This window comes from Nocardioides montaniterrae, assembly GCF_054782655.1.
This window is the reverse complement of the sequence record NZ_BAAGSB010000016.1, coordinates 24,812-44,232: the sequence shown is the minus strand read 5'-3', so window position 1 is coordinate 44,232 and position 19,421 is coordinate 24,812. Positions and strand designations below refer to the sequence as shown.

The following is a 19,421-nucleotide window of genomic DNA, read 5'->3' as shown; positions in this document are numbered from 1 at the left end:
CAAGCGCTGCCTGAAGCGCTACATCGCCCGCGACCTCTACCGACTACTCGAACACGGCCCGATCACCACTTGACAGACCATAGGAGCGTCGGCGGGGGACGGTCGGATAAGCGCGGCCGCCAGTCGATGACGCAAAGACTGACCAGGGATGACCGGCCACGTCGTTGGTTTCGATACGCCCTCGGCTAGCGCCTCGGGCTACTCAACCAACGAGGAGGCGGCTGCTCAACCAACGGATGGATGCTCAGAGGGTCAGGACGACCTTGCCGACGACCTCGCCGGCGTCGATCAGGCGATGGGCCTCGGCGGCGTCCTCCAGCGGCAGCACCGAGCCGATGATCGGCTTGACCGCGCCCGAGGCCACGAGCGGCCAGACGTTGGCCACGACGGAGGCGCAGATCTCGGCCTTGCTCTCCACGGGTCGGGAGCGCAGCGCGGTGGCGGTGACCGAGCCGCGCTTGGCGAGCAGCTCGGCGATGTTCAGCTCGGCCTTGATGCCGCCCTGCATGCCGATGATCACGAGCCGCCCCGAGTCGGCCAGTGCGGTGACGTTGCGGCCGAGGTACTTGGCGCCCATGTTGTCGAGGATGACGTCGGCCCCGCCGTGCTCCTTCAGCAGCGCGACGAAGTCCTCGTCGCGATAGCTGATCACCTGGTCCGCACCGAGCTCCCGGCAGCGGGCGCCCTTGGACGCGGATCCGACGGTCGTCACGACCCGCGCACCGAGCGCGGAGGCGAGCTGGATCGCGAACGTGCCGATGCCGCCGCCACCGCCGTGGACGAGGAACGTCTCGCCCTCCTTCAAGGAGGCGGTCATGAAGACGTTCGACCAGACCGTGCAGGCGACCTCCGGCAGCGCCGCGGCCTCGACGAGGGACACCCCGGCCGGCACCGGCATCAGCTGCCCGGCCGGCACCACGACCTGCGAGGCGTAGCCGCCACCGGCCAGCAGCGCACACACCTCGTCGCCGACCGACCACGCCGAGACCCCGGGCCCGAGACCGGCCACGACACCCGAGCACTCCAGCCCGATGATGTCCGAGGCGCCGGGCGGCGGCGGGTAGACACCGATCCGCTGCAGCAGGTCGGCGCGGTTGACCGCGGTCGCGGCCACGGACACCAGCACCTCGCCGGGACCAGGCGAGAGGTCGGGCAGGTCCACCACACCGAGGGCTTCGGGACCACCAGGAGCAGAGGCGACGACGGCACGCATGGCCCCACGCTAGCGAGGCGCAGAAGCTAGGCCGGCTCGTACTCCTCGTCCAGCTCGACCTCGACCTCGACGTCGTCGATCCCGTCGTCGTCGGCGACGGCCGACGGGCGGTCCCAGCCCTCGGCGAGGGCCTGGGCCTCCCCGGCCAGTCGCTCGACGGCATCAGGACTCAGGTCGCGGCTGGCCGCGGCATGACCCAGCAGGTACGCCGTGACCGGCCCCGCTGCAGGGTGAACGTTGTCGTGCGCGGCCGACGCGAGATCGCCGAGCAGGCCTTCGTCTGCTTCAGCATCGATGTCGAGCAGGTCGCACAGCTCATCGATCCAGTCGTGCAGGTTCACCTGTCCACAGTGAAACCGAACAGGCATTCCTGACAAGAGGTCAGGAGGGGTTTTCCTCGGACTCGCCGGCCAGGTCCCGCAGGTCGCCCCACGAGTCGACATCGCGGTGCTCGACGCCGAGCGACGGAACCGACACCAGGTCGAGCCCGTCCAGCAACCGGTGCAGCGGCGCCCCGTGACGCTCCTCCAGGGCGGGCGCCACCGCGTCCAGTGCCGAGACGGAGACGAGGAAGCACAGCTGCCGGCGTACGTCGGGATCCACCAGGATCGCCCCGTCGTGGCCGGCGGCAGCGGCCGCCAGGCGGCGGAAGGTCGAGGTCGTGACCCGTGGCATGTCGACCGCGAGCACGGCGACCGCCGGCACCTCCCGCAGCATCACGTCACGCGCGGCCATCAGGGCGGCCACGGGCCCGCCGTGGCGCGGATCCTCACGGACGAAGGTCACCGGCCGCTCGGTCGGTACGTCGTCCCCGACCACCACGACCTCCGCCGCATCGATCACGGCGTCGAGCGCGTGGTCGAGCAGGGTGCGGCCGTCGAGCTCGATCGAGGCCTTGTCGAGACCGCCCATGCGGACGGCCTGCCCGCCGGCGAGCACGATGGCGGTGAAGCTGGTCAGATCCCCCGGAAGCACCCTCCGAGCGTCGCACAAACCACATCGTCCCTGGCAGGCTGGGTCCATGACCGGACGCAAGCCGCTGCGCGTCGCGCTCGTCCAGGCGGCCTCCTCGCTCGACCCGGCCGCCAACCGGCGTACGGCCTCCGAGTGCTTCCCGCCGGAGGCCGACCTCGTCGTCTTCCCCGAGGCCTGGGCCCGCGACTTCGGCGCGCCCGACGAGGACCTCAGTGCGTACGCCGAGCCGCTCGACGGCCCGTTCGCCACCGAGCTCGCCCGGGCCGCCCGGGACCACCACAGCACGGTCGTGGCCGGCATGTTCGAGACCAGCGAGGACCCGGCCAAGCCGTTCAACACCCTCGTCGTCCGCGGCAACGCTGATGCGAGCTATCGCAAGATCCACCTCTACGACTCCTTCGGCTACCGCGAGTCCGACCGCCTCACCGCGGGCGCGCCCGAGCCCACCGTCGTCGACGTCGACGGCTGGAGGCTCGGCCTGATGACCTGCTACGACCTGCGCTTCCCCGAGCTCGCCCGCACGCTCGTCGACCAGGGCGCCGAGGTGCTCGTCGTCCCGGCCGCGTGGGTCGCGGGCGAGGGCAAGATCGACCACTGGCGGACGCTCCTCACGGCACGTGCGATCGAGAACACGGCGTACGTCGTGGCCGCCGGCCAGACCGCCCCGCGCTACTGCGGAACCAGCATGGTGATCGACCCGCTCGGCCGCGTCGTCGCCGAGGCCGGGTCCGACGAGGAGACCCTGGTGCGCGCCGTGCTGGACCCCGACGCGGTCGCCGCGGCGCGGCGTACGAACCCGTCCCTCGCCAACCGCCGGATGTGACCGATCGCCTAGGGTGGGCGACCGTGTCGACCTCCCGCGGACTCCTGCTCGGCTGGTTCGCGCTGGTCGCGGTCGGCACCGGCCTGCTGCTCACCGCGATCGTCCCGGCCGGCCCGCAGTGGCTGAGCTCGGCGGGAGCGGTGGCCATCGCCGGTGCGTACGCCGCCGGGCTGGCCGTCCGCGACGGCGGTCGTCCGCTCATCTTCGGCGGGCTCGCGCTGGCGCTCGGCCTGCTCACGGTGCTCACCGACTACGACCTGCTCCGCACCGGTGCGGCCGTCATGGTCGCGGCCACCGCCTCGGTGTTCGGCGTGATGGTCACCGTGCCGACCAAGGGCTACCTCGCCTCGGCCCGCGAGACCGCCCTCGGCGTGCTCGTCGCCGCCGTCGGCGGGCTGGCCGCGATCGGCTTCCAGCCGGCGCTGCACATCGAGCGTTTCGAGTACGGCGTGCTCGGGCTGGCCCTCCTCGGCGCGTTCGCCGTCGTCTACCGCCTCGGCGCGGGCCTGCACGGCCTGGGACGTCGCGGCCTGCTCGTGGTCGCGGTCGGCACCGTCCTGCTCGCGCTGACGCTGCTGTACGCCGAGCTGCTGCGTCGCTACGGCTCCAGCGGACTGGTCGACCAGCTGCTCCAGCTCGTCCGGGACTGCCGTCACCACATCGGTGCCTTCCCGCGCCCGATCGAGACCGTCCTCGGCGTACCGGCGCTCGTGTACGGCTGCCACATGCGGGCTCGCCGCCGGCAGGGCTGGTGGGTCTGCGCGTTCGGCGTCGCCGCCACCGCGCCGACGGCGACCGCGCTCGCCAACCCCGCGATCACCATCCACGAGGCCGTACTGTCGGTGGTCTACGGCCTGGTCGTCGGCGTGCTCATCGGCTGGCTGATCATCCGTCTCGACACCGCGTTCACCGGCAAGGCCGGCAAGCGCCGGCGTCGCGCCGTGACCAACACCGCCGCGGTACGTCCCGAGCCGCAGCGCTGGCTGCCGCTGCTCTGAGGCGCTCCGAGCGCCGTCAGCCCACGACGCGCTGGGGCGCCAGCGAGTTGCCCGGCTTGATGCTCCCGCAGCTGCTGGGCGCGGGCTTGCCGGCCATCCGCCCCTGCACCCAGGAGTACGCCGACGGAAGCCACTGCGTCACCGAGGTGAAGTGCGAGAGCGCGTACTGCTCGTACTTCACGCGTACGCCGCGCGAGCAGTAGCGCCGCGCCAGGCTGCGGACGTCGCCGGCGATCATCACGCCGTCGCCGGCACCGTAGGTCTTGCTCGGCTGGGTCCCCTCGAGGAAGCCACCGGTGCCCTGCCCGATGAACATCGGTGCGGACGGGGTGCCGAAGCGCCCCATGATCAGCTTGTTGGCGGTGTGCACGAACGCCGGGACGCTCTCCGGGATGGCGTAGCGCGGCTTGGCGATCTTCTTCCAGGTCAGCCCCGGATACATGCCGAGCACCTGGCTGATCGTGGCGTTCTGCATCTTCCGCATCACGGTCTTGCCGTAGTCGCTGGCGTAGGGGCTGAGGTCGAGGTGGAAGGCCCGAGCGAGGCCGACGAGCGCCATCGGGGCCACGCCCGCCCAGACCGTCGAACCGCCGATGTAGTGGACGTTGTGGCCCGGCTGCACCAGCACGCCGCCGATCGCCGTACCGACGATGCGGCGGGCGACCTTGGCGGCGTACGTCGGCGCCTGCTCGGCGGCCCACTCGCTCGCGATCGCGCCGCCGGAGTAGCCGAGCAGGGCGATCTTGGAGGTGGAGCCGACGCCGGTCGCGGACGAGCGGGAGATCGCGCGCAGTGAGTCGAGGGTGGTCCAGCCGTACTCGGGTCCGGCCGCGAAGTCGGCCTTCTGGCCCTCGGTGTCGGGGATGTTGATGGTGTAGCCGGCGAGCAGCGCGGGCGCGATCAGCAGGGTCTCCACGTTCACGTTGCCGCTGCCCACGCCGCTGCCGCCGGCGATGGCGGCGGACGGCTCGTCGGCGGGGTTCAACGAGTCGTAGAACGACTGGTAGGACAGCACCTTCGGCGCCCCGACGGGCGTCACCGGCCGGACGACCGTGGTCACGTTGACGACGGCGTGGCCGACCTGGTTGCGGGTGCGGTAGAGGATCTGCGTGGCCTTCAGGGGCAGCGCGAGTCCTTGGATGCTGTACGGGACGGTGCGGGTCCGCAGGACGGTGCCGGGCTTGAGGTCGCGCAGCGGCGTGGACCCCGAGTAGCTGTAGAACGGATCCGTCGCGGGCCCGGCCGCGTGCGCGGCGCCGGGCGCGGAGACCGCCGTACCGGCGCTCGCCGCCAGGGTCAGCGAGGCGATGGAGAGCAGTACGGCGCGGATCCTCATGGCCGCATGCTAGGCCGGATCGGTCCCGCGGGCGGCGTGGTCCGTGGCTACTCCTAGACTGGCGGCCGTCGGCTCGCCGACGAAGGAGAGGTGCCGGAGTGGCCTATCGGAACCGCCTTGAAAGCGGTCGTAGGGAGACCTACCGGGGGTTCGAATCCCTCCCTCTCTGCAGATCCTGAACGGAGAACCATGACTGACTACCGGATCGCGAAGCCGGTGCTGTTCCGCATCGTCGGCTCGTACGTCGTCCTGCTGGCGCTGGTCACCCTCGTCCTGACGGTCGTCATCGGCACCACGGACGTCAGCTTCGACGTCCTGGTGGTGGTGCTCGGCGTCGGCGTCCTGGTCGTGCTCGGCGTGGCCTGGTGGGTTCGCCGGCAGATCGTCGTGCGGCTCAGCCCGACCGGCTACCGCGTCAACCTGGTCCGCGGAGCCGGCGTGACCGAGGCTCGCTGGACCGACGTCGAGGACGTCGTGGCCGCCTCCCAGCAGAAGATGGACTGCGTCGTCGTACGGCTCACGGATGGTCGGACCACCACCATCCCGATGCAGATGCTCGCCGCCGACAAGGACGACTTCGCCCACGACGTGCGCCGCCACCTCGACGCGGCCCGGTCCTGAGGCCGGACCGGATTCGCTGGCTCCTGCCACGCCTTGTAGCCTTTGCTTGGCCGAGGAGACGTCGCATAGTCCGGTCGAGTGCGCCTCACTGCTAATGAGGTATGGGGCAACCCATCGGGGGTTCAAATCCCCCCGTCTCCGCCATGTGATGTCGCAGGACATCGGAGGATCCGGATCCACGAGTGTGGGTCCGGATCTTCCACCTCCGGCCCGCGCGGCTCCGGATCGCTGCTCACTGCGTGCAGGGGGTGCGCCCCGGGACCCGACGTCGTAGAGTGACCGCCGGGGGAAGTTCAACTCAACGGGAGATGAGATGAAGACGGTCCTGCGCAGGGTCGCAATCGGCGCCACCATCGTGTTCGCCGCGATCAGCATCGCGGCCGCTCCGGCGGTCGCCCACGCCGACACCGGCTGGGGCTACGTCATCCACGTCTTTCTGACCCGCTAGCGGTCAGCCCTCCGCGGACTCGTCGTCGCCGGAGATCCCTTCGCGTCCCATCGTGTAGCCGAGCTGGAACCGCGTCGCGGCCTCGTGCTCGCGACGCAGGTCGGCCACGTAGTCGGCGTACGTCCGCTGGCTGACGCCGAGACGCCGCGCGGCGACGGCGTCGGAGTGACCCTCGATGAGCATCCGGATCGTCATCCGGCGCTGCTCCTTGGCGATCGTCTTGGCGATCGTCGCCTCGCGCTCGGCGAAGCCCCACGCGCGCGCCCAGCTGCGCTCGAAGATGTCGAGCAGGAAGGCGACCACGGCCGGCTCGCGCACGAACACCGCCGTCGTCGGGCCGTCCGGTCCCGGGATCGCCGCCACCCGGCGGTCGATGATGATCATCCGGTTGAAGAACTCGTCGAGCGTGCGCACCTCGGCGCCCCGGTCGCTGACGGCGGCGACGTACCGGTGCGTGGACGCGTGCCGCCGCGCGCTGTGCTGGTAGAGGATCCGCATGCTCACGCCACGCTCGAGGGCCTCGGAGTCGCGGCGTACGGCGCTCGCGACGATCGCCGCGCTCCGCCCGGCCTGCGGCTGGGCGGTGAGGATCTCAGAGGTCGCCTCGGCGACCAGGCCGGAGAGGTAGGGCTCGATCGCGTCGCCGTGGAGGTAGGCGAACGCGTCGCTGCTCGCCGGCAGCGGTCCCGAGCGGAAGCTGGTGGCGAGCTGCTGGAACAGCCGCGTCCAGTGCGCCGACTCCTCGAGCATCCGGGTGCCCTCGGTCGCCAGCGGCGCGACCACGGTCGCCTGCGCGACGCTCGGCTCGACCGCGTGCCACTCGCCCGACTCCGGGTCCTGCTGCAGCAGCCCCATCCGGATCAGGACCTCGAACCCGCTGCCGCGCTCGCCGTCCACCCGCGGGTCATCGGCCTTCAGGCCACCCTCGGCCACCGCTGCGTCGTACAGCTCCAGGGCCGCGCCTTCGAAGATCTCGCGGTCGTCGGAGAAGGTCCCGGGCATGCGCGCCATGTTGTCACAGCGGAAATGCAGAAGAACCCCGGTGGCTACCGGGGTTCTTACTCTGCGCGCCTGTAGGGATTCGAACCCCAAACCTTCTGATCCGTAGTCGTGCCGCGGAGTGGCCCCCTGCGCAAACTTGCGGGCAATTCAGACTCAGCGAGCCCGGCCCGCGCTGGCCTCCGCCACACGGCTGGGAACGTGTGGCAGGCCGTTCGGTGAGAGTTCTCGTGACAGTGACCCGGCCTGTCGGGCTGAGGGCGTGACGACGAGCCCCCGATTCGCTTACCTGGCCGGGCGTCAGCCGTCGCAGCCACTGCAGCTGTAGACGCCCAGCCGAGTTCCGTCTTGTGGGTAGGCGGGCGATGGGGTGAGCCGAAGAGTCGGCCACCCGGAATCTTCTAAGGGATGGCTGGCTGAGTGCACCACGCGCGTCAGATTCGCAGTCGCGCCGGTCGATCGGGACGGATGAACGGGTTGGCAACATCAGACGCGATGTCCGACCGCCGAGGGTCATTCGTCCTGCGCTTCGCCAACGGTGACCGCTCGTACCGGATCACGGCCGAGTCGAATCGTGCGAAGTCCGGTGCACCAAGCTCAGCAATCCGCTGACTCCAAATGTGATCGAAGTCAGCCTGAACGTCTCGGCTGCCCGCGTCAGCGACTCGAATTCCGACCTCGCCGAAGAGGCCCTCGAACGCGGAAGCGAGCGTGGGTGACACCTCTTCCAGACTGGCAAGCACCTCGGCCGCAACCAGCGACGCCACGAAGTCAATGGCCGCACCGCGAGCCGTATAGATCGCTTGTCCTTCATCGGCGCCTCGTTGAAGTTGGGCAAGCAGCTTGTGAGCCCCAGACCAACGCGACCCAGGCTTCGTGTGTGCCATCTCGCCCAACGCACGGTTGAGCGGACCCAGCCGCCGCCAGCCAGCATTTTCAAGCCAGTCGCGCGGCGTCGTATTCGGCCGCGCCTCCAGCTCGGTCGCCTTCCCCGGCTTAAGACGCCAAACGCGCATCCGCGCCGTCTGCTCAAGAATCGCTCGGAGCACTGCCATTGCGCGGTTGTCGTCCTCGAGCCAGAGCCAGTACGCAGAGCGAAGGCCTGAACCAACCAGCGCCGCGGCGTTCGCGCGCTCATCAGACGGCGCCCAGCGCCCAAACAACGAGGCCGCCTCGGTCAATATGATCCAGGCTTGAGCGCGACCCGTCAGCCCGTCGAGCTCGAACGCCTCGCCCAGCATGTCGCGTTCGTGTGCGATGGCGTGCTGGGCACACTGAATCGCCCGGTGACGTTGCCACAGGAAGGCAAGCGTCGCGAGTTCGTCGTCGGTGAAGAGCCGGCCAGCAGGTCGTTCGCCTCGTGTAATTGCCTCAAAGTCCCCGGCAGCAATTGCAATCTCGCGACATACCTCCTCGCTCAACCCCTCCCCAGGCAGAAGCGGAGCCAGCGACATCAGCGGCGGAGACACGCCGCGACGCGCGTAGACGTCAGAAATGGTCTGGAAGTGTGGCGCCCGAGGAATTTCGGACTCCTCCCCATCCGACGGAGCGTTCTCGGCATCTACCCCACGCGAAGCAGTGGACCGAACGGCATCACCAGCCACTGCGGGACGGTCGACTGAGAATGAATCAAGCGTGGCACGAAGCGTCGTTGCAAGGGCGACGTCGCCATTCGTGGCTGCCATGTAAGCAAGAGCCGTCCGGATCTGGCGCAGTGCAAGCGTGATGCCGGCCGTGATCAGGTCGACGGCTTCAGCAGCATCACGGCCCCAAGGTCTGCCGTCGAGGAGATCACCGGCATCCCACTGCAGAGCGCCGGGCAGGAGACGCCCATGAAGCAACTCGCTCAAACCGCAGTACGTCCACCCAGGGCACAGCACGCGACCGTCGCTGGTCAACACATGCTCGTGGTCAATGGCCTCGTCGAGCTCTTCGCGCTCCTCCTCATCGGCGAATGCCGGGTTCAGAGGCAACTCCGTGAACCACCGTGCATGGAAGGGCTCTTCGATACTCCACACGCGCGCGACGAATGCTGCGACTGATTCACCAGCGTCTTGCTCCAAACCGGCGTTGTGCGCCCGATGCAGAACCCAGCGCTCCAGCTGATGTCGGACGATCATCGCCGCCCCTACAAGTTGCCCGCTGAGCAGAAGGCGGGAAGCTGCGATAGCGCTGTCGACTCCCCAGAGCAAGTGGTCTTGCCAACTACCTTGAGGAATGGCCGGAGGCCGCGCCGGATCGGCTCCAACCGCAACCAATCCCAGACAGAGCGTCGCCGACGGTGACAGTGCGGACATCACATACAACCTTTGCCGGGCGGGCGCCGAGGCAATCCGTTCCATTCGGAGCGTGTGCCTCGCGATGAGCGCCTGGGCGAGGCGGTCGGTGCCCAGCTCGGCAACCCTCTCGAATCCGTCGATCGTCGGCGGCACTCGGCGTCCGCGAAGGTCAATTTTGCGGACGCGCCGGAGGAGCTCCTTCTCAGTGGGCTCCACCATTCCGGAACGCAGGGCAGCCCTGCGCCGCCTAGTCTTTCCCACCGCTCCTCCATCAAGCACGTGCCCGCGCACGGATAAGTCGTGCGACAACACAGCCAACAGCACCCGCGGAAGTAGCATGACAAAACTCGCAGAATCGTGCCTGCATCGCGGACGAGCCTTGCCAAGCGCCGACGGCCGATGCAGAGCTGGTCGGGCCAGCTCCTCGAGGTTCACGAGGGATGCTGCGGAGAAATCAGTCGTGCGGGATCGCATAAAGACGAGTCGAATCCGACCGATTCTTGAAACCGAAAGGGTCAGTTGCCGCCGGGCGGAAGTGGCTCGGTCACCCAAGCCTCGATGCGATCGTGCTTCGGCATCGAGAGACCCGAGACTGAGCGAACTGGCTGCCCCTGGACAACAACTGTGGCGCGCGCGTCGTACCAGCGGATCGCCCGTTGATGCTCGTCCGGCGTCAGGCTGATGCGCAGCTCGGTCCGAATCGATTCGTCGTACGTGTCCAGCACGCAGAAGAACGCCGGCTCAGCCTCGTCCGACGAGTGGCCGATCTGCAGCAACGAGCCCGAAAACACCGATGTCTGCTGCACGGCCGGCTTGCCAAGACGGTTCGCGAGGCGCCGGTACTGCGAACGGGACTCACGCGGGATGGTCACTGACCGCGTCAGCCCCGTCGCCGCACCGTACGCGGCCGACCAGTCGAAGCTGACCTCTACCTTCTCGATCAACTCATGCCGCAGGAGATCGTCGACAGCTACGCAGAGTTCCCGCGAGACGCCCACCGCGCTGGCGGCATCGAGATCTGATTCCGGAATCCGGTCAACGTCACCATCAAGCATCGCGACCGATCGAGCGAGGGCGTTCGACAGAGCTCGGGTGACCTGTCGCTCGTAAGGCTCGAACACGACATCACCGTCATACCGGAGCGGCTCCTCTGTCGTTCCGAGTGATACGTAGAGCGGGAAGATAAACGACCCATCCTCGGTGTGAGCCAGCTCCGCTTCACGCGCGACCAATTGAGCCTCGGGCAGATACCGACGCCCGATGTAACGCGTCGGAGACTTCACACTCGTGCCGCTCGCGGACAGAAGCTTCCGCGCGTTCTTCAACGCGTCCGAGGCGGCGCCCAGTGGGAGGCGCCCGCTCGGTAGGTTCTCCCCAACGAGTCTGAACTGCACACGGTCGGAACGCGGAGAGGAGAGCCGCTTCCAGACAAAGTCCCGGCTCTCACCCATGGTTTCCGCGACCCGCTCGGCGACATCCCACGCGGCCCGGTGATCCTCCGCGAGACGATCTGGGATCGCAACCAGTTCGTCACCCCATCGCAGCATCGCGCCGCGAGGACCTCGGCTTACGTCTTCCCAGCCGGCCAGCAGGAGCCAGATCCGAAAAGTCTCCGGATCAGGACGGCCAACCCCAGCGCCCACAGTCATGCGGAGACAGGTCCGTATCCGGCCTGGAGAATCTCGGTCCAGTCATTGATCGTCAGAGGAGTGAAGCGTTGAGCTCGGTCCATCGTCAGGCTGGTCGTACCTTCCGCCAACGTGTCCACCCGCTCCCAGATCGCGAATCCTGGCACCGTTGTAGCAGTCGGGTCATACACAACCCATGACGACGACTTCTTCGCGAGGAGCACGAGGATCAGGTACGTCGGGTTGATGTTCTGACGCCACTTCTCGACCCAGTCGGGATCGACGTCGACCTTGAAGGTGCCGGCTACCTTCTTGATGCTCTTGGTGGTCGTCGCCTTGATCTGGACCGGCGTCGAAGCGCCTCTAGTGCGAATGGCTCCGTCGACAGCCAAGTGGTCCTCGTCCGCCGACTCTTCCGTGAAACCCACGTGGGCATGTGCGCAGACCTTCCGCACATACGCGACGCCGAGGCGACTGATCGCCTTGTTGGTCGGCAGCACGGGGTACCTGTTCGACATATGCTTCCGCGCCTTTCAGACTCAGATCCCCAGGACGGATGTTATGCGGGGGAAGACGTCAGCGCAGACGAATCGGGCGGCCCGCGACGACGGCCTCTACGCGAACAGCGCAGCCGGTGGAACGCCGAGCCCGGCAGCAAGTGCTGGACGTGTCCTGGGCAAGCGTCACGTACAAGACACGCGTGCTTCGGTAGGCACGTCCAGCGCCCAATGGCGGCCGGTACGCAGACGTGCTCCTGGCCCGGATTCAGGGTTGATCGATGCCCTACTATGGGGCTACGCGATACCGGCGTATGAGAAGTGATTACCGTGCCAGCACGGAACGATGCTCTAAACGCCGGCGGACGCGTCGAGGTAGAGGCACTCGTTAGTCATAGCCAATCGAAGGCCGGGGGGACTCCGGCTTCCTTCGACACCCTGAGGGTGGGCTATGTACGACTTTCCTTTGATCAATGACGCTGTCCGCATTGGCGGCAGCGATGTCCTCCTTACTCCGGCCGAGGCTGCGGTCGAGAGTGGCTTCTCGATCGAGACGATCCGTGACGCGTACCGCAGCGGGGAGCTCATAGCGTTCCAGCCGCGGCGCAACGGGCACGTCAAGATCCCGCGCTCGGCGCTCGAGCTCTGGCTCGCGCGGCCCGCGGCCCGCTCCGACGAGCGGAGCCTGTGATGGCTGCGCTGGTGAAGCTCATTGGGCGCTGGTCGGCCACCCCCGGTCTGCGCGTCGAGCGCATGTGGGTGAACCCCGATGACGTTTCGCTCCTGCGCGAGACGCCCGACGGCGAGACGCTCGTGGTGCTCCGGTCCCGCAAGGCGCATCCTCTCAACGAGCCCGCGGCTGGGTTCTGGGTGGCCGCGCCGATCGACGAGGTCGCCGAGACGCTGTACGGCGGTGGTAACACGTGACCGTCGTCCAGGAGATGTGGGTCGGCGGCGACCCCGTCAACGGTCCGGACCGTCCTAGGTACCTCGATGCCGATGGAAACGAGGTCACCGACCCGGCGGCCATCGTCGAATGGCGCGACAAGGCGCCCGAGCGCCGGCGTGCGCGGGAGGCCAAGGCGGCGCGCGAGATGCGCGCCGCCGCGGCCAGGGCTGTCGCAGAGTCGGTTGTCGATGAGAAGGCCGCGATCCGCTTTGCCGAGAAGGTCGCTGACGAGAAGCTGGCTCGCCAGGCTCGGGCCGAGGCGTACCGTCAGATCGCTGAGGAGGAGCGGGAGCGCTCGCCGATGCCGACGGCCATGAGCCTCGCGGCGCTGATGGCGCGGCCGCGCGACCCGGCTCGCTATCGCGTTGAGCGGCTCTGGTCCGCCGGCGGGCGGGTCGTCTTCGCCGCGCAGCACAAGGCGGGCAAGACGACGACTGCGATCAACCTCGTGAAGTCCCTCGTAGACGGCACAGACTTCCTCGACGAGTTCGCAGTCACGCCAGTCAGCCGGGTCGCGGTCCTCGACTTCGAGATGGACGCGGACGATCTCGCCGACGAGTACTCCAAGCTCGGCGTCGCCAACGACGATCGCGTCGACATCTACGCGCTGCGCGGTCGCGCAAGCTCGTTCAACATTTTGGACGAGGACATCAGGGCGCTGTGGGTGTCCACGCTGCAGGGCGTCGACGTCGTCATCCTTGACTGTCTCGCCCCTGCCGCGTCGGCTCTGGGCATCGACGAGAACGACAACACCGCGATGGGCAAGTATTTGGCACGGTTCGACGAGCTCCTCGCCGAGGCCGGCATTGGAGAGGCGGTGCTTATCCACCACACCGGGCACGACGGTAGCCGGGCTCGCGGGGCGTCCCGGATCCTCGGATGGGGCGACCAGAACTGGTCGCTCCGTCTCGATAACCCGAACGAGCCGTCGAGCGCCCGATTCTTCAAGGCGTACGGACGGCGCCGCGTCGATGTTCGCGAGCGCGGGCTCCGTCTCGACCCGGGGACGAATCGCCTCGTGTTCGACGACGGTGTTCAGGTTCTGGTCCCGAGCCTTACCAACGCCGACACCCTCACGATTCTCGCCGCGCTGGCCGCGAAGCCCAGCGGGCTCACGCAGAACAAGATCGAGTCAGCCGTCGGTTGGCGCCACGGCGGCGCCACCGGTACCCGTCTCGCCGGGCTAGAGACGGCAGGACTCGTCACGATCGAGAAGGGGCCGCGGAACGCGAAGATCTACAAGATCACGCCGGAGGGTCGGGAGGCTGCCGATGACTCGGCGTACTGACTTCCTCGGCGACTGTGAGCAGTGTGAAGTCACCCGAGATCACGGTGCACAGAAGTGTGGCGCGTCTTATGAGCGCCACACAGTCACAGTCGCTCGACGCGATCCGCTTCCTCCTAGCAAGAGCCATACGTCACCCCAAGGAAGAAGATCGGATTTCGGCACCTCATGGAAGGAGGTGCGTCGTTGAGAGGCCATCCGCGCATCACGTGTACTGCCAAGGCAAAGAGCACTGGCCGGCGGTGCGGGCGCGCGCCCGTGCCGGGCGGTACGACCTGCTTCGTTCACGGCGGCGCGACCCGGGCTGCGCGCGAGGCCGGTCAGCGTCGCCTTCGCGAGGCGGCGGTAGGTAAGGCGCTCGCGGCATGGGAGCTCGATCAGCGGGCCCAGCGAGCTGCCATGGCTCCGTGGCAGGACGAGCCGGCCCTCAATACCCCGGTCGCACTGGTGCGGCCCTCCGACCTCCGGCGCATCGCGCGCGAGATGAACTCGATGGCTCGGCGCCTTCGCGAGCAGGCGGCGGCGCTCGATGGCGCGCGCAAAACGGAAACGGTCCGTGAGAGATTCCAGCGGCCCGCCGTGAGATCGGGTGACTGAACAGGCGCTGACCTGCGGCGATGGACGCCCGTCCTCTGACGACTCATCAGTTGGCTGAAATTTTGGCCGCATGCCCGGCGTTGACCAGACGACAAGACAAGCTCCTCGGACCATCGAAAGGATTCGAACGTGGACCTGTTCAAGACCAATGGCTCCAGTCCTCCCGAGGGAGACCTCTGATGCCGCGCGTACTCACTCCGAAACAGCATGAGCCGATCCGGCTGATCGAGACCCAGTCCGGGCCCCGCTATCGGGTCGTTATTGACATCGCTCCGCCCGGCGCCAAGCGCAAGCAATGCACCAAGACGTTCGCGACGCTGCCCGAGGCCCGGCGGTTCGTGACCGAAACCCGTGACGGCTTGGCCAAGGGCACCTTCACGACACCGTCCAAGATCACCCTCCGCGCGCTCGCCGAGGATTGGCTCCAGTCCCGGCGAGACATTCGAGCGAAGTCCATACGTGGCTACGCGGACGTGCTGCGGCCCGTCATGGATCGACTCGGCGACCGAACTGCGCAGAGCATCACCAGGCGCGACGTCGATGCCCTGGTCGAGCGGTTGGCCGCGAACGGCGGACGCGACGGAAGCGGCTACAGCCACCGCACGATCGTGTACACGTTGGGCACCTTGAAGCAGGTCTTGGCGTACGGCGTCTCTACCGCTGTACTGTCCACCAACGTCGCGACCGACGTGAAGGCTCCTCGGCGACGCAAGGGTGATCGACGGACTGTCGTGCCGTGGGAGCCCGCCGAGCTTCTCGCCTTTCGTGAGAGGGCCGACCAGGATGCCCTGGCCGGCGCGTGGCGCCTGACCTTGTGCGGGCTCCGCCGCTCAGAAGTGCTCGGCCTGTCCTGGGACGACATCGACCTCGATGCCGGCACCGTCCACATCGGCTGGTCGCGCGTTGCCGTGGGGGATGGCCAGACCGAGCGTGACGACACCAAGAGCGCTGCCGGCGATCGGACCATTCGGCCGGACGACGTCCACCCCGGCACCATCAGCCTGCTGCGCTCGTTGAAGGCCAAGCAGGCGGCTGATCGCCTCGCGGTAGGCCCGGGTTACGCGAACGACGAGCGCCTCGTCGTCGTCAACCTCGTGGGCCAGCCGTTGCACCCCGACGTGTACAGCGCCCAGTTCACGGCGCTGTGCAAAGCAGCGGGCATCCGAACCATCGGCATCCATACCGTTCGGCACACGGTCGCGCGGATCATGCACGAGGCTGGCGTCTCGCCGGCGGATGCCGCTGCGTTCCTCGGGCACACGTTGGCGGTCCACCTCGCCGTGTATGTGGTGCTGACGCAGCGCGGCGCGCTTGCGGCCGGTGCGGCACTGGGCGACGCGCTTGCCACCGTTCGCGCGTAGAAGGGCGATCCGGATGCGACTCGGGTCGGCTTCGGATGACCTCTCCGGACTAGATGCCGAGCGCAGGCCCTACCGAGACCGCCGCGAAGGGCGTCCAGCGACAGCACTGTGTCGGACAACAAGACGCTACCATCTCTCACTTCAGCTTATTCAGAGCATTAATATTTTAGTATGGTCTTGTAAGATCTACTTGTCTCCTGTAGTGTACTACTTGCCGCAACAAGCCCTACGCAACTGAAGGAACATCTAAAATGAGCGCAATCAAGGCCACGGGCTACGACCCGTACGAGTGGTTCTTCGCCTCCCGCTACAAGCAGGGGCGCCGCACGGTCTACTCCATCGACTTCTCGGTGCGAGAGATCATCACCTTCCTCCCGAAGCCGGACCCGTCGAAGCCGCTCGACACGTCGTCGACGCAGCGCCGCATCTACCCGGCCCACGCCAAGGAGTTCGGGGTCTACATCCGCAACGAGATCGAGTGGGTCTCCCCGTCGCTCCTGCTGCGCGGCCCGAACATCTTCAAGTTCGAGAAGCTCAATCTCGACGTCGACACCGGCACCACGCAGTTCGGCCAGCTCGGCATCCCGAAGGACTCGAGGACCGAGATTCAGATCGTCGACGGTCAGCACCGCACCCTCGGCTTCCACCTTGCGTGGGAGCAGCTCAACGACGAGATTCAGAAGGCGCGCGCCAACCTGGCGACCGCCAAGCAGAGCCAGGAGCCGGCGCTCATCAACGAGTTCGAGACCAAGCTGGCCGACCTGATCGACCGGCGCGACACGCTCGCGTCCGAGCGCGTCTCGGTCCAGATTCTCGTCGTGGAGCAGCCCAACGAGGCGCGCCGCATCTTCGTGGACATCAACGACAACGCCAAGGGCATCACCGGCGCGGTAAAGACCCGCTTCGACGATCGCAAGGTCATCTCCCGTGCTCTGAACCGCGTGCTCGAGAACAACACGTTCCTCGACTCGAAGGTCGACCTCCAGATGGACCGCGTCACCGGCAACTCGGAGTACCTCCTGGGCGCCAAGCACGTCGCCGACATCCTGCGGGCCATCACGGTCGGCCACGGTCGCGTCACCAAGCGGCTCGAGGACGAGCTCGATGACGTCGCGGTGGCGAAGGAGTTCGACGACTTCATCGAGGCGATGGTGGAGGCCTTCCCGCCGCTCGCCGATCTCGACAACGGCGACCTCACGCCCGCGGAGCTGCGCGAGGAGAGCCTCATCGGCTCGAACGTCATGCTGCGCGCGTTCGCGGCCGCCTGGTACACGCTCCGCCAGGACGACTGGACCCCCGCCGAGATCACCGAAGCTTTCGCATCCTTCGCGCCGCACATGGGCCCGGTCTTCCCCGACGCCAAGGACTCCTGGTTCTCCACCGGCGTCTTCCCCTCGAACGAGTCCGGTACGACCTACCCGACGTCCCGCGCGCAGGACTTCAAGACCCTCACCGACTTCATCGTCGAGGCCTGCGACGACGAGTACGAGTGGTTCCGGGCGGAGGAGGCGCGCGGCTAGCCAACGGCGGGCTTGCGCCCGCTCAACGAATGCCCTGGTAGCGGTTAACCGGCCATCTACCAGGGCATTCGTGCGCCTTCAGCGTAACGCGCCACCTTGTGGCGAGCCACCGCTATCTCGCCGGCAGACGCGGCTGCCTTCCTCGGGCACACGCTGGCTGTCCACCTCGCCGTCTACCTCGTCCTCACGCAGCGAGGCGCGCTTGCGGCCGGTGCGGCACCGAGGAATGCGCTTGCCACCGTTCGTTCGAAGAAGGGGCGATCCGGCCGCGACTCGGCGTCAGCTTCGGATGATCTCTCCGAAGTAGATGCCGATCGCGAGTCCCACGGAGACCGCCCGAAGGGCGTCCAGCGACAGCGCTTGGCGATGAAGGCGGCGACGTTGGCCGAAAGGGTCGCAAGAGCGAGAAGTAGGTAGTGATGTGTCATCGCGGGAGCTCAGCTCATCGGGTCAGATCCGATCAAGGATCTGGGCCTTCTTCACGGCGAACTCCTCATCGGTCAGCACGCCCGCCTCGCGCAGCTTGCCCAGCTGCGTCAACTGGTCGATCGCGGCCAGCGCCGGATCAGCCTCACGAGTCGGAGACGCCGTAGGCCGGGCAGCTGCCAGCGCCGCCGTCTGGGGCGGTCGATGAGTCTCCGGCGCGTGATAGTTCGGGCCATGGCCGGGCTTGCCACACATGTCGCAGACCTGGCCGGTGCCCAGTTCGACACGGGCCGCTGGTGGCGCTGACCGCGCCCGCTTCGCTTCAGCCTTCTGAAGCTTGAGCATCTGTTCCGTCGCCTTCGCGGTCCGCGCCTTCTTCGAGTTGGGGTTGATGACCAGCCGAGCGGCGCCGCCCGTCCAGAAGATCGCGTTCTTACGCATGAAACCCATCGACCCCAGTCCCTTCCACGTCATTGGCGAGATGCTGACCGATCCGCGAGCTCGAGCATACGTCGGAATGCTGCGGATCCGCAGTCGATCTACGTGCTGCGGATTCGTAGCGTCCAGAAAGTGACCGAAGCCGACGCCCTGAGGAGAAAGCGCGAAGCCGCTGTTCACCTCATGGCGTTCGGTGCACGCGTTCGCGAGCTGCGAGTGGCCAAAGGAGTCACCCAAGAAGAACTCGCGCACGAGGCAGGGCTTCACCGAACGATCGTCGGGTTCATCGAGCGCGGCGAGCGCGAGATCGGGGTGGCCAAGGTCTGGCCCCTCGCCGAGGCGTTAGGCACGACCCCCGCCGACCTGTTCGTCTGACGCGAGGCTCGCAGGACGGATCCACGGAAGTGACCGACCTCGTCCAATGGGGGCCCCAGGCCTCAAGGACGACCAGCGACGGGTCCGTCACGCCGTACAGCTCGCGGAGCGCGTGAATCGCGTCGGCAGCTATCTCGACGGCGTCCGAGACTGGCACCTCCTTCCACGGGTTCGGTCCGTGGGCCTCGCTCGCCGGTGTCCATCCTTCGGCATCGAGCCATTGCTGCGCGCCCGGTCGGACCCAGCAGCCGGGGCTCACCACTGAGGGCTCTACGACCTCGGCATGGAGCTGGTCGCCGTCGAAACCGCAGACTTGGACGTACGGACCGTCGGCAACTTCGAGGATCAGCTTGTCCTGCTGGGCTAGGTCGGCGAACCCCGAGAGGATTCGGGCGACATAGCTCTCGAGGCCAGCCCAACCGTGCTCGTGCGTTAGACCAGTAGCGGCCATCTCGGCCCCTTCTTCACATGGGCGTGCGCCCGGCTTGGCTGCCGCCTCCTGACGATCAGCCCGGGTCTTCCTTGGAGGGCACCGTGCCGGGGGCGCGGTTGCCGCCAGCCATGTCCAAGGGCATCTGGCTGAACTCGGGACCTTGAGGTGAGGGTACGTCCGATCTCCGATGCAATCGAGCCGTTCACACGCGGAGGTGCAG

20 protein-coding genes, 2 tRNA genes and 1 riboswitch are annotated in these 19,421 nt (G+C 67.6%); of the genes, 12 read left to right on the top strand and 10 right to left on the bottom strand.

Annotation, left to right across the window (positions count from 1 at the left end):
• Nucleotides 1-244 precede the first annotated feature (244 nt).
• Genes ACYVJ3_RS15980 through mobA form a run of 3 tightly spaced genes read right to left on the bottom strand, consistent with a single transcriptional unit; the run spans nucleotide 245 to nucleotide 2,188 of the window.
• Complete coding sequence (locus ACYVJ3_RS15980; protein WP_460854068.1) at nucleotides 245-1,213, bottom strand: NAD(P)H-quinone oxidoreductase; 969 nt, start codon at nucleotides 1,211-1,213, stop codon at nucleotides 245-247.
• Nucleotides 1,214-1,239: 26 nt separating this feature from the next.
• Nucleotides 1,240-1,554, bottom strand: a complete 315-nt coding sequence (locus ACYVJ3_RS15975) for a DUF6457 domain-containing protein (RefSeq protein ID WP_460854067.1) — start codon at nucleotides 1,552-1,554, stop codon at nucleotides 1,240-1,242.
• 40 nt (nucleotides 1,555-1,594) lie between these two features.
• A complete protein-coding gene (gene mobA / locus ACYVJ3_RS15970) occupies nucleotides 1,595-2,188 on the bottom strand; it encodes a molybdenum cofactor guanylyltransferase (protein ID WP_460854066.1) in 594 nt (197 codons plus the stop codon).
• A gap of 46 nt (nucleotides 2,189-2,234) precedes the next feature.
• Here mobA and ACYVJ3_RS15965 point away from each other — a divergent pair, with 46 nt between their 5' ends.
• Nucleotides 2,235-3,011, top strand: a complete 777-nt coding sequence (locus ACYVJ3_RS15965) for a carbon-nitrogen hydrolase family protein (protein WP_460854065.1) — start codon at nucleotides 2,235-2,237, stop codon at nucleotides 3,009-3,011.
• 23 nt (nucleotides 3,012-3,034) lie between these two features.
• Nucleotides 3,035-4,009: a hypothetical protein gene (locus ACYVJ3_RS15960; protein WP_460854064.1), complete on the top strand. Its 975-nt coding sequence runs from the start codon at nucleotides 3,035-3,037 to the stop codon at nucleotides 4,007-4,009.
• A gap of 16 nt (nucleotides 4,010-4,025) precedes the next feature.
• Here ACYVJ3_RS15960 and ACYVJ3_RS15955 read toward each other — a convergent pair whose 3' ends face one another.
• Nucleotides 4,026-5,345: a lipase family protein gene (locus tag ACYVJ3_RS15955; protein WP_460854063.1), complete on the bottom strand. Its 1,320-nt coding sequence runs from the start codon at nucleotides 5,343-5,345 to the stop codon at nucleotides 4,026-4,028.
• An 84-nt stretch (nucleotides 5,346-5,429) separates the two neighbouring features.
• Between ACYVJ3_RS15955 and ACYVJ3_RS15950 the strand changes: the two genes are divergently transcribed.
• From ACYVJ3_RS15950 to ACYVJ3_RS15935, 4 genes are all read left to right on the top strand, one after another.
• Nucleotides 5,430-5,514, top strand: a tRNA-Ser gene (locus tag ACYVJ3_RS15950).
• A gap of 20 nt (nucleotides 5,515-5,534) precedes the next feature.
• The gene (locus ACYVJ3_RS15945) at nucleotides 5,535-5,966 is read left to right on the top strand and encodes a hypothetical protein (RefSeq protein ID WP_460854062.1); all 432 of its coding nucleotides are present in this window, start codon (nucleotides 5,535-5,537) and stop codon (nucleotides 5,964-5,966) included.
• A 54-nt stretch (nucleotides 5,967-6,020) separates the two neighbouring features.
• Nucleotides 6,021-6,110 (top strand) — tRNA-Ser (locus ACYVJ3_RS15940).
• 169 nt (nucleotides 6,111-6,279) lie between these two features.
• On the top strand, nucleotides 6,280-6,414 hold the full coding sequence (locus ACYVJ3_RS15935) for a hypothetical protein (protein ID WP_460854061.1): 135 nt from the start codon (nucleotides 6,280-6,282) through the stop codon (nucleotides 6,412-6,414).
• Nucleotides 6,415-6,417: 3 nt separating this feature from the next.
• Here ACYVJ3_RS15935 and ACYVJ3_RS15930 read toward each other — a convergent pair whose 3' ends face one another.
• From ACYVJ3_RS15930 to ACYVJ3_RS15915, 4 genes are all read right to left on the bottom strand, one after another.
• Entirely contained in the window at nucleotides 6,418-7,416 is a 999-nt protein-coding gene (locus ACYVJ3_RS15930) for a LuxR family transcriptional regulator (RefSeq protein ID WP_460854060.1), read from the bottom strand.
• A 431-nt stretch (nucleotides 7,417-7,847) separates the two neighbouring features.
• The gene (locus ACYVJ3_RS15925; protein ID WP_460854059.1) at nucleotides 7,848-9,911 is read right to left on the bottom strand and encodes a hypothetical protein; all 2,064 of its coding nucleotides are present in this window, start codon (nucleotides 9,909-9,911) and stop codon (nucleotides 7,848-7,850) included.
• A 296-nt stretch (nucleotides 9,912-10,207) separates the two neighbouring features.
• On the bottom strand, nucleotides 10,208-11,341 hold the full coding sequence (locus ACYVJ3_RS15920; RefSeq protein WP_460854058.1) for a hypothetical protein: 1,134 nt from the start codon (nucleotides 11,339-11,341) through the stop codon (nucleotides 10,208-10,210).
• On the bottom strand, nucleotides 11,338-11,820 hold the full coding sequence (locus tag ACYVJ3_RS15915) for a DUF4365 domain-containing protein (RefSeq protein WP_460854057.1): 483 nt from the start codon (nucleotides 11,818-11,820) through the stop codon (nucleotides 11,338-11,340). Before ACYVJ3_RS15915 ends, ACYVJ3_RS15920 begins: the two co-directional genes overlap by 4 nt.
• Nucleotides 11,821-12,268: 448 nt before the next feature.
• On the opposite strand from ACYVJ3_RS15915, the gene ACYVJ3_RS15910 reads away from it, so the two are divergent.
• From ACYVJ3_RS15910 to ACYVJ3_RS15890, 5 genes are all read left to right on the top strand, one after another.
• Nucleotides 12,269-12,508, top strand: a complete 240-nt coding sequence (locus tag ACYVJ3_RS15910) for a helix-turn-helix domain-containing protein (RefSeq protein WP_460854056.1) — start codon at nucleotides 12,269-12,271, stop codon at nucleotides 12,506-12,508.
• Nucleotides 12,508-12,744, top strand: coding sequence for a hypothetical protein (locus ACYVJ3_RS15905; protein ID WP_460854055.1), 237 nt, complete (start codon nucleotides 12,508-12,510; stop codon nucleotides 12,742-12,744). The genes ACYVJ3_RS15910 and ACYVJ3_RS15905 overlap by 1 nt, the downstream gene beginning before the upstream one ends.
• Nucleotides 12,741-14,054, top strand: a complete 1,314-nt coding sequence (locus ACYVJ3_RS15900) for an AAA family ATPase (RefSeq protein WP_460854054.1) — start codon at nucleotides 12,741-12,743, stop codon at nucleotides 14,052-14,054. Before ACYVJ3_RS15905 ends, ACYVJ3_RS15900 begins: the two co-directional genes overlap by 4 nt.
• A gap of 773 nt (nucleotides 14,055-14,827) precedes the next feature.
• Nucleotides 14,828-16,009, top strand: a complete 1,182-nt coding sequence (locus ACYVJ3_RS15895) for a tyrosine-type recombinase/integrase (RefSeq protein WP_460854053.1) — start codon at nucleotides 14,828-14,830, stop codon at nucleotides 16,007-16,009.
• 251 nt (nucleotides 16,010-16,260) lie between these two features.
• Nucleotides 16,261-17,529, top strand: coding sequence for a DNA sulfur modification protein DndB (locus ACYVJ3_RS15890; protein ID WP_460854052.1), 1,269 nt, complete (start codon nucleotides 16,261-16,263; stop codon nucleotides 17,527-17,529).
• Between the two features lie 450 nt (nucleotides 17,530-17,979).
• On the opposite strand, the gene ACYVJ3_RS15885 is transcribed toward ACYVJ3_RS15890, so the two are convergent.
• Nucleotides 17,980-18,429 carry an SHOCT domain-containing protein gene (locus tag ACYVJ3_RS15885; RefSeq protein ID WP_460854051.1) on the bottom strand — a complete coding sequence of 150 codons (450 nt, stop codon included), beginning with the start codon at nucleotides 18,427-18,429 and terminating at the stop codon, nucleotides 17,980-17,982.
• Between the two features lie 96 nt (nucleotides 18,430-18,525).
• Between ACYVJ3_RS15885 and ACYVJ3_RS15880 the strand changes: the two genes are divergently transcribed.
• Entirely contained in the window at nucleotides 18,526-18,768 is a 243-nt protein-coding gene (locus tag ACYVJ3_RS15880; protein ID WP_460854050.1) for a helix-turn-helix domain-containing protein, read from the top strand.
• On the opposite strand, the gene ACYVJ3_RS15875 is transcribed toward ACYVJ3_RS15880, so the two are convergent.
• Entirely contained in the window at nucleotides 18,677-19,219 is a 543-nt protein-coding gene (locus tag ACYVJ3_RS15875) for a TY-Chap domain-containing protein (protein ID WP_460854049.1), read from the bottom strand. The genes ACYVJ3_RS15880 and ACYVJ3_RS15875 overlap by 92 nt on opposite strands.
• A gap of 25 nt (nucleotides 19,220-19,244) precedes the next feature.
• A riboswitch (SAM riboswitch) is annotated at nucleotides 19,245-19,361 on the bottom strand.
• Nucleotides 19,362-19,421: the final 60 nt, after the last annotated feature.

What these genes read in the sequence shown, in the direction of transcription:
- ACYVJ3_RS15885 (WP_460854051.1), bottom strand. Translation starts at nt 18,429, where the DNA reads ATGACGTGGAAGGGACTGGGGTCGATGGGTTTCATGCGTAAGAACGCG.
- ACYVJ3_RS15930 (WP_460854060.1), bottom strand. Translation starts at nt 7,416, where the DNA reads ATGCCCGGGACCTTCTCCGACGACCGCGAGATCTTCGAAGGCGCGGCC.
- ACYVJ3_RS15875 (WP_460854049.1), bottom strand. Translation starts at nt 19,219, where the DNA reads ATGGCCGCTACTGGTCTAACGCACGAGCACGGTTGGGCTGGCCTCGAG.
- ACYVJ3_RS15910 (WP_460854056.1), top strand. Translation starts at nt 12,269, where the DNA reads ATGTACGACTTTCCTTTGATCAATGACGCTGTCCGCATTGGCGGCAGC.
- ACYVJ3_RS15890 (WP_460854052.1), top strand. Translation starts at nt 16,261, where the DNA reads ATGAGCGCAATCAAGGCCACGGGCTACGACCCGTACGAGTGGTTCTTC.
- ACYVJ3_RS15920 (WP_460854058.1), bottom strand. Translation starts at nt 11,341, where the DNA reads ATGACTGTGGGCGCTGGGGTTGGCCGTCCTGATCCGGAGACTTTTCGG.
- ACYVJ3_RS15965 (WP_460854065.1), top strand. Translation starts at nt 2,235, where the DNA reads ATGACCGGACGCAAGCCGCTGCGCGTCGCGCTCGTCCAGGCGGCCTCC.
- ACYVJ3_RS15905 (WP_460854055.1), top strand. Translation starts at nt 12,508, where the DNA reads ATGGCTGCGCTGGTGAAGCTCATTGGGCGCTGGTCGGCCACCCCCGGT.
- ACYVJ3_RS15945 (WP_460854062.1), top strand. Translation starts at nt 5,535, where the DNA reads ATGACTGACTACCGGATCGCGAAGCCGGTGCTGTTCCGCATCGTCGGC.
- ACYVJ3_RS15895 (WP_460854053.1), top strand. Translation starts at nt 14,828, where the DNA reads ATGCCGCGCGTACTCACTCCGAAACAGCATGAGCCGATCCGGCTGATC.
- ACYVJ3_RS15955 (WP_460854063.1), bottom strand. Translation starts at nt 5,345, where the DNA reads ATGAGGATCCGCGCCGTACTGCTCTCCATCGCCTCGCTGACCCTGGCG.
- ACYVJ3_RS15980 (WP_460854068.1), bottom strand. Translation starts at nt 1,213, where the DNA reads ATGCGTGCCGTCGTCGCCTCTGCTCCTGGTGGTCCCGAAGCCCTCGGT.
- ACYVJ3_RS15935 (WP_460854061.1), top strand. Translation starts at nt 6,280, where the DNA reads ATGAAGACGGTCCTGCGCAGGGTCGCAATCGGCGCCACCATCGTGTTC.
- ACYVJ3_RS15925 (WP_460854059.1), bottom strand. Translation starts at nt 9,911, where the DNA reads ATGGTGGAGCCCACTGAGAAGGAGCTCCTCCGGCGCGTCCGCAAAATT.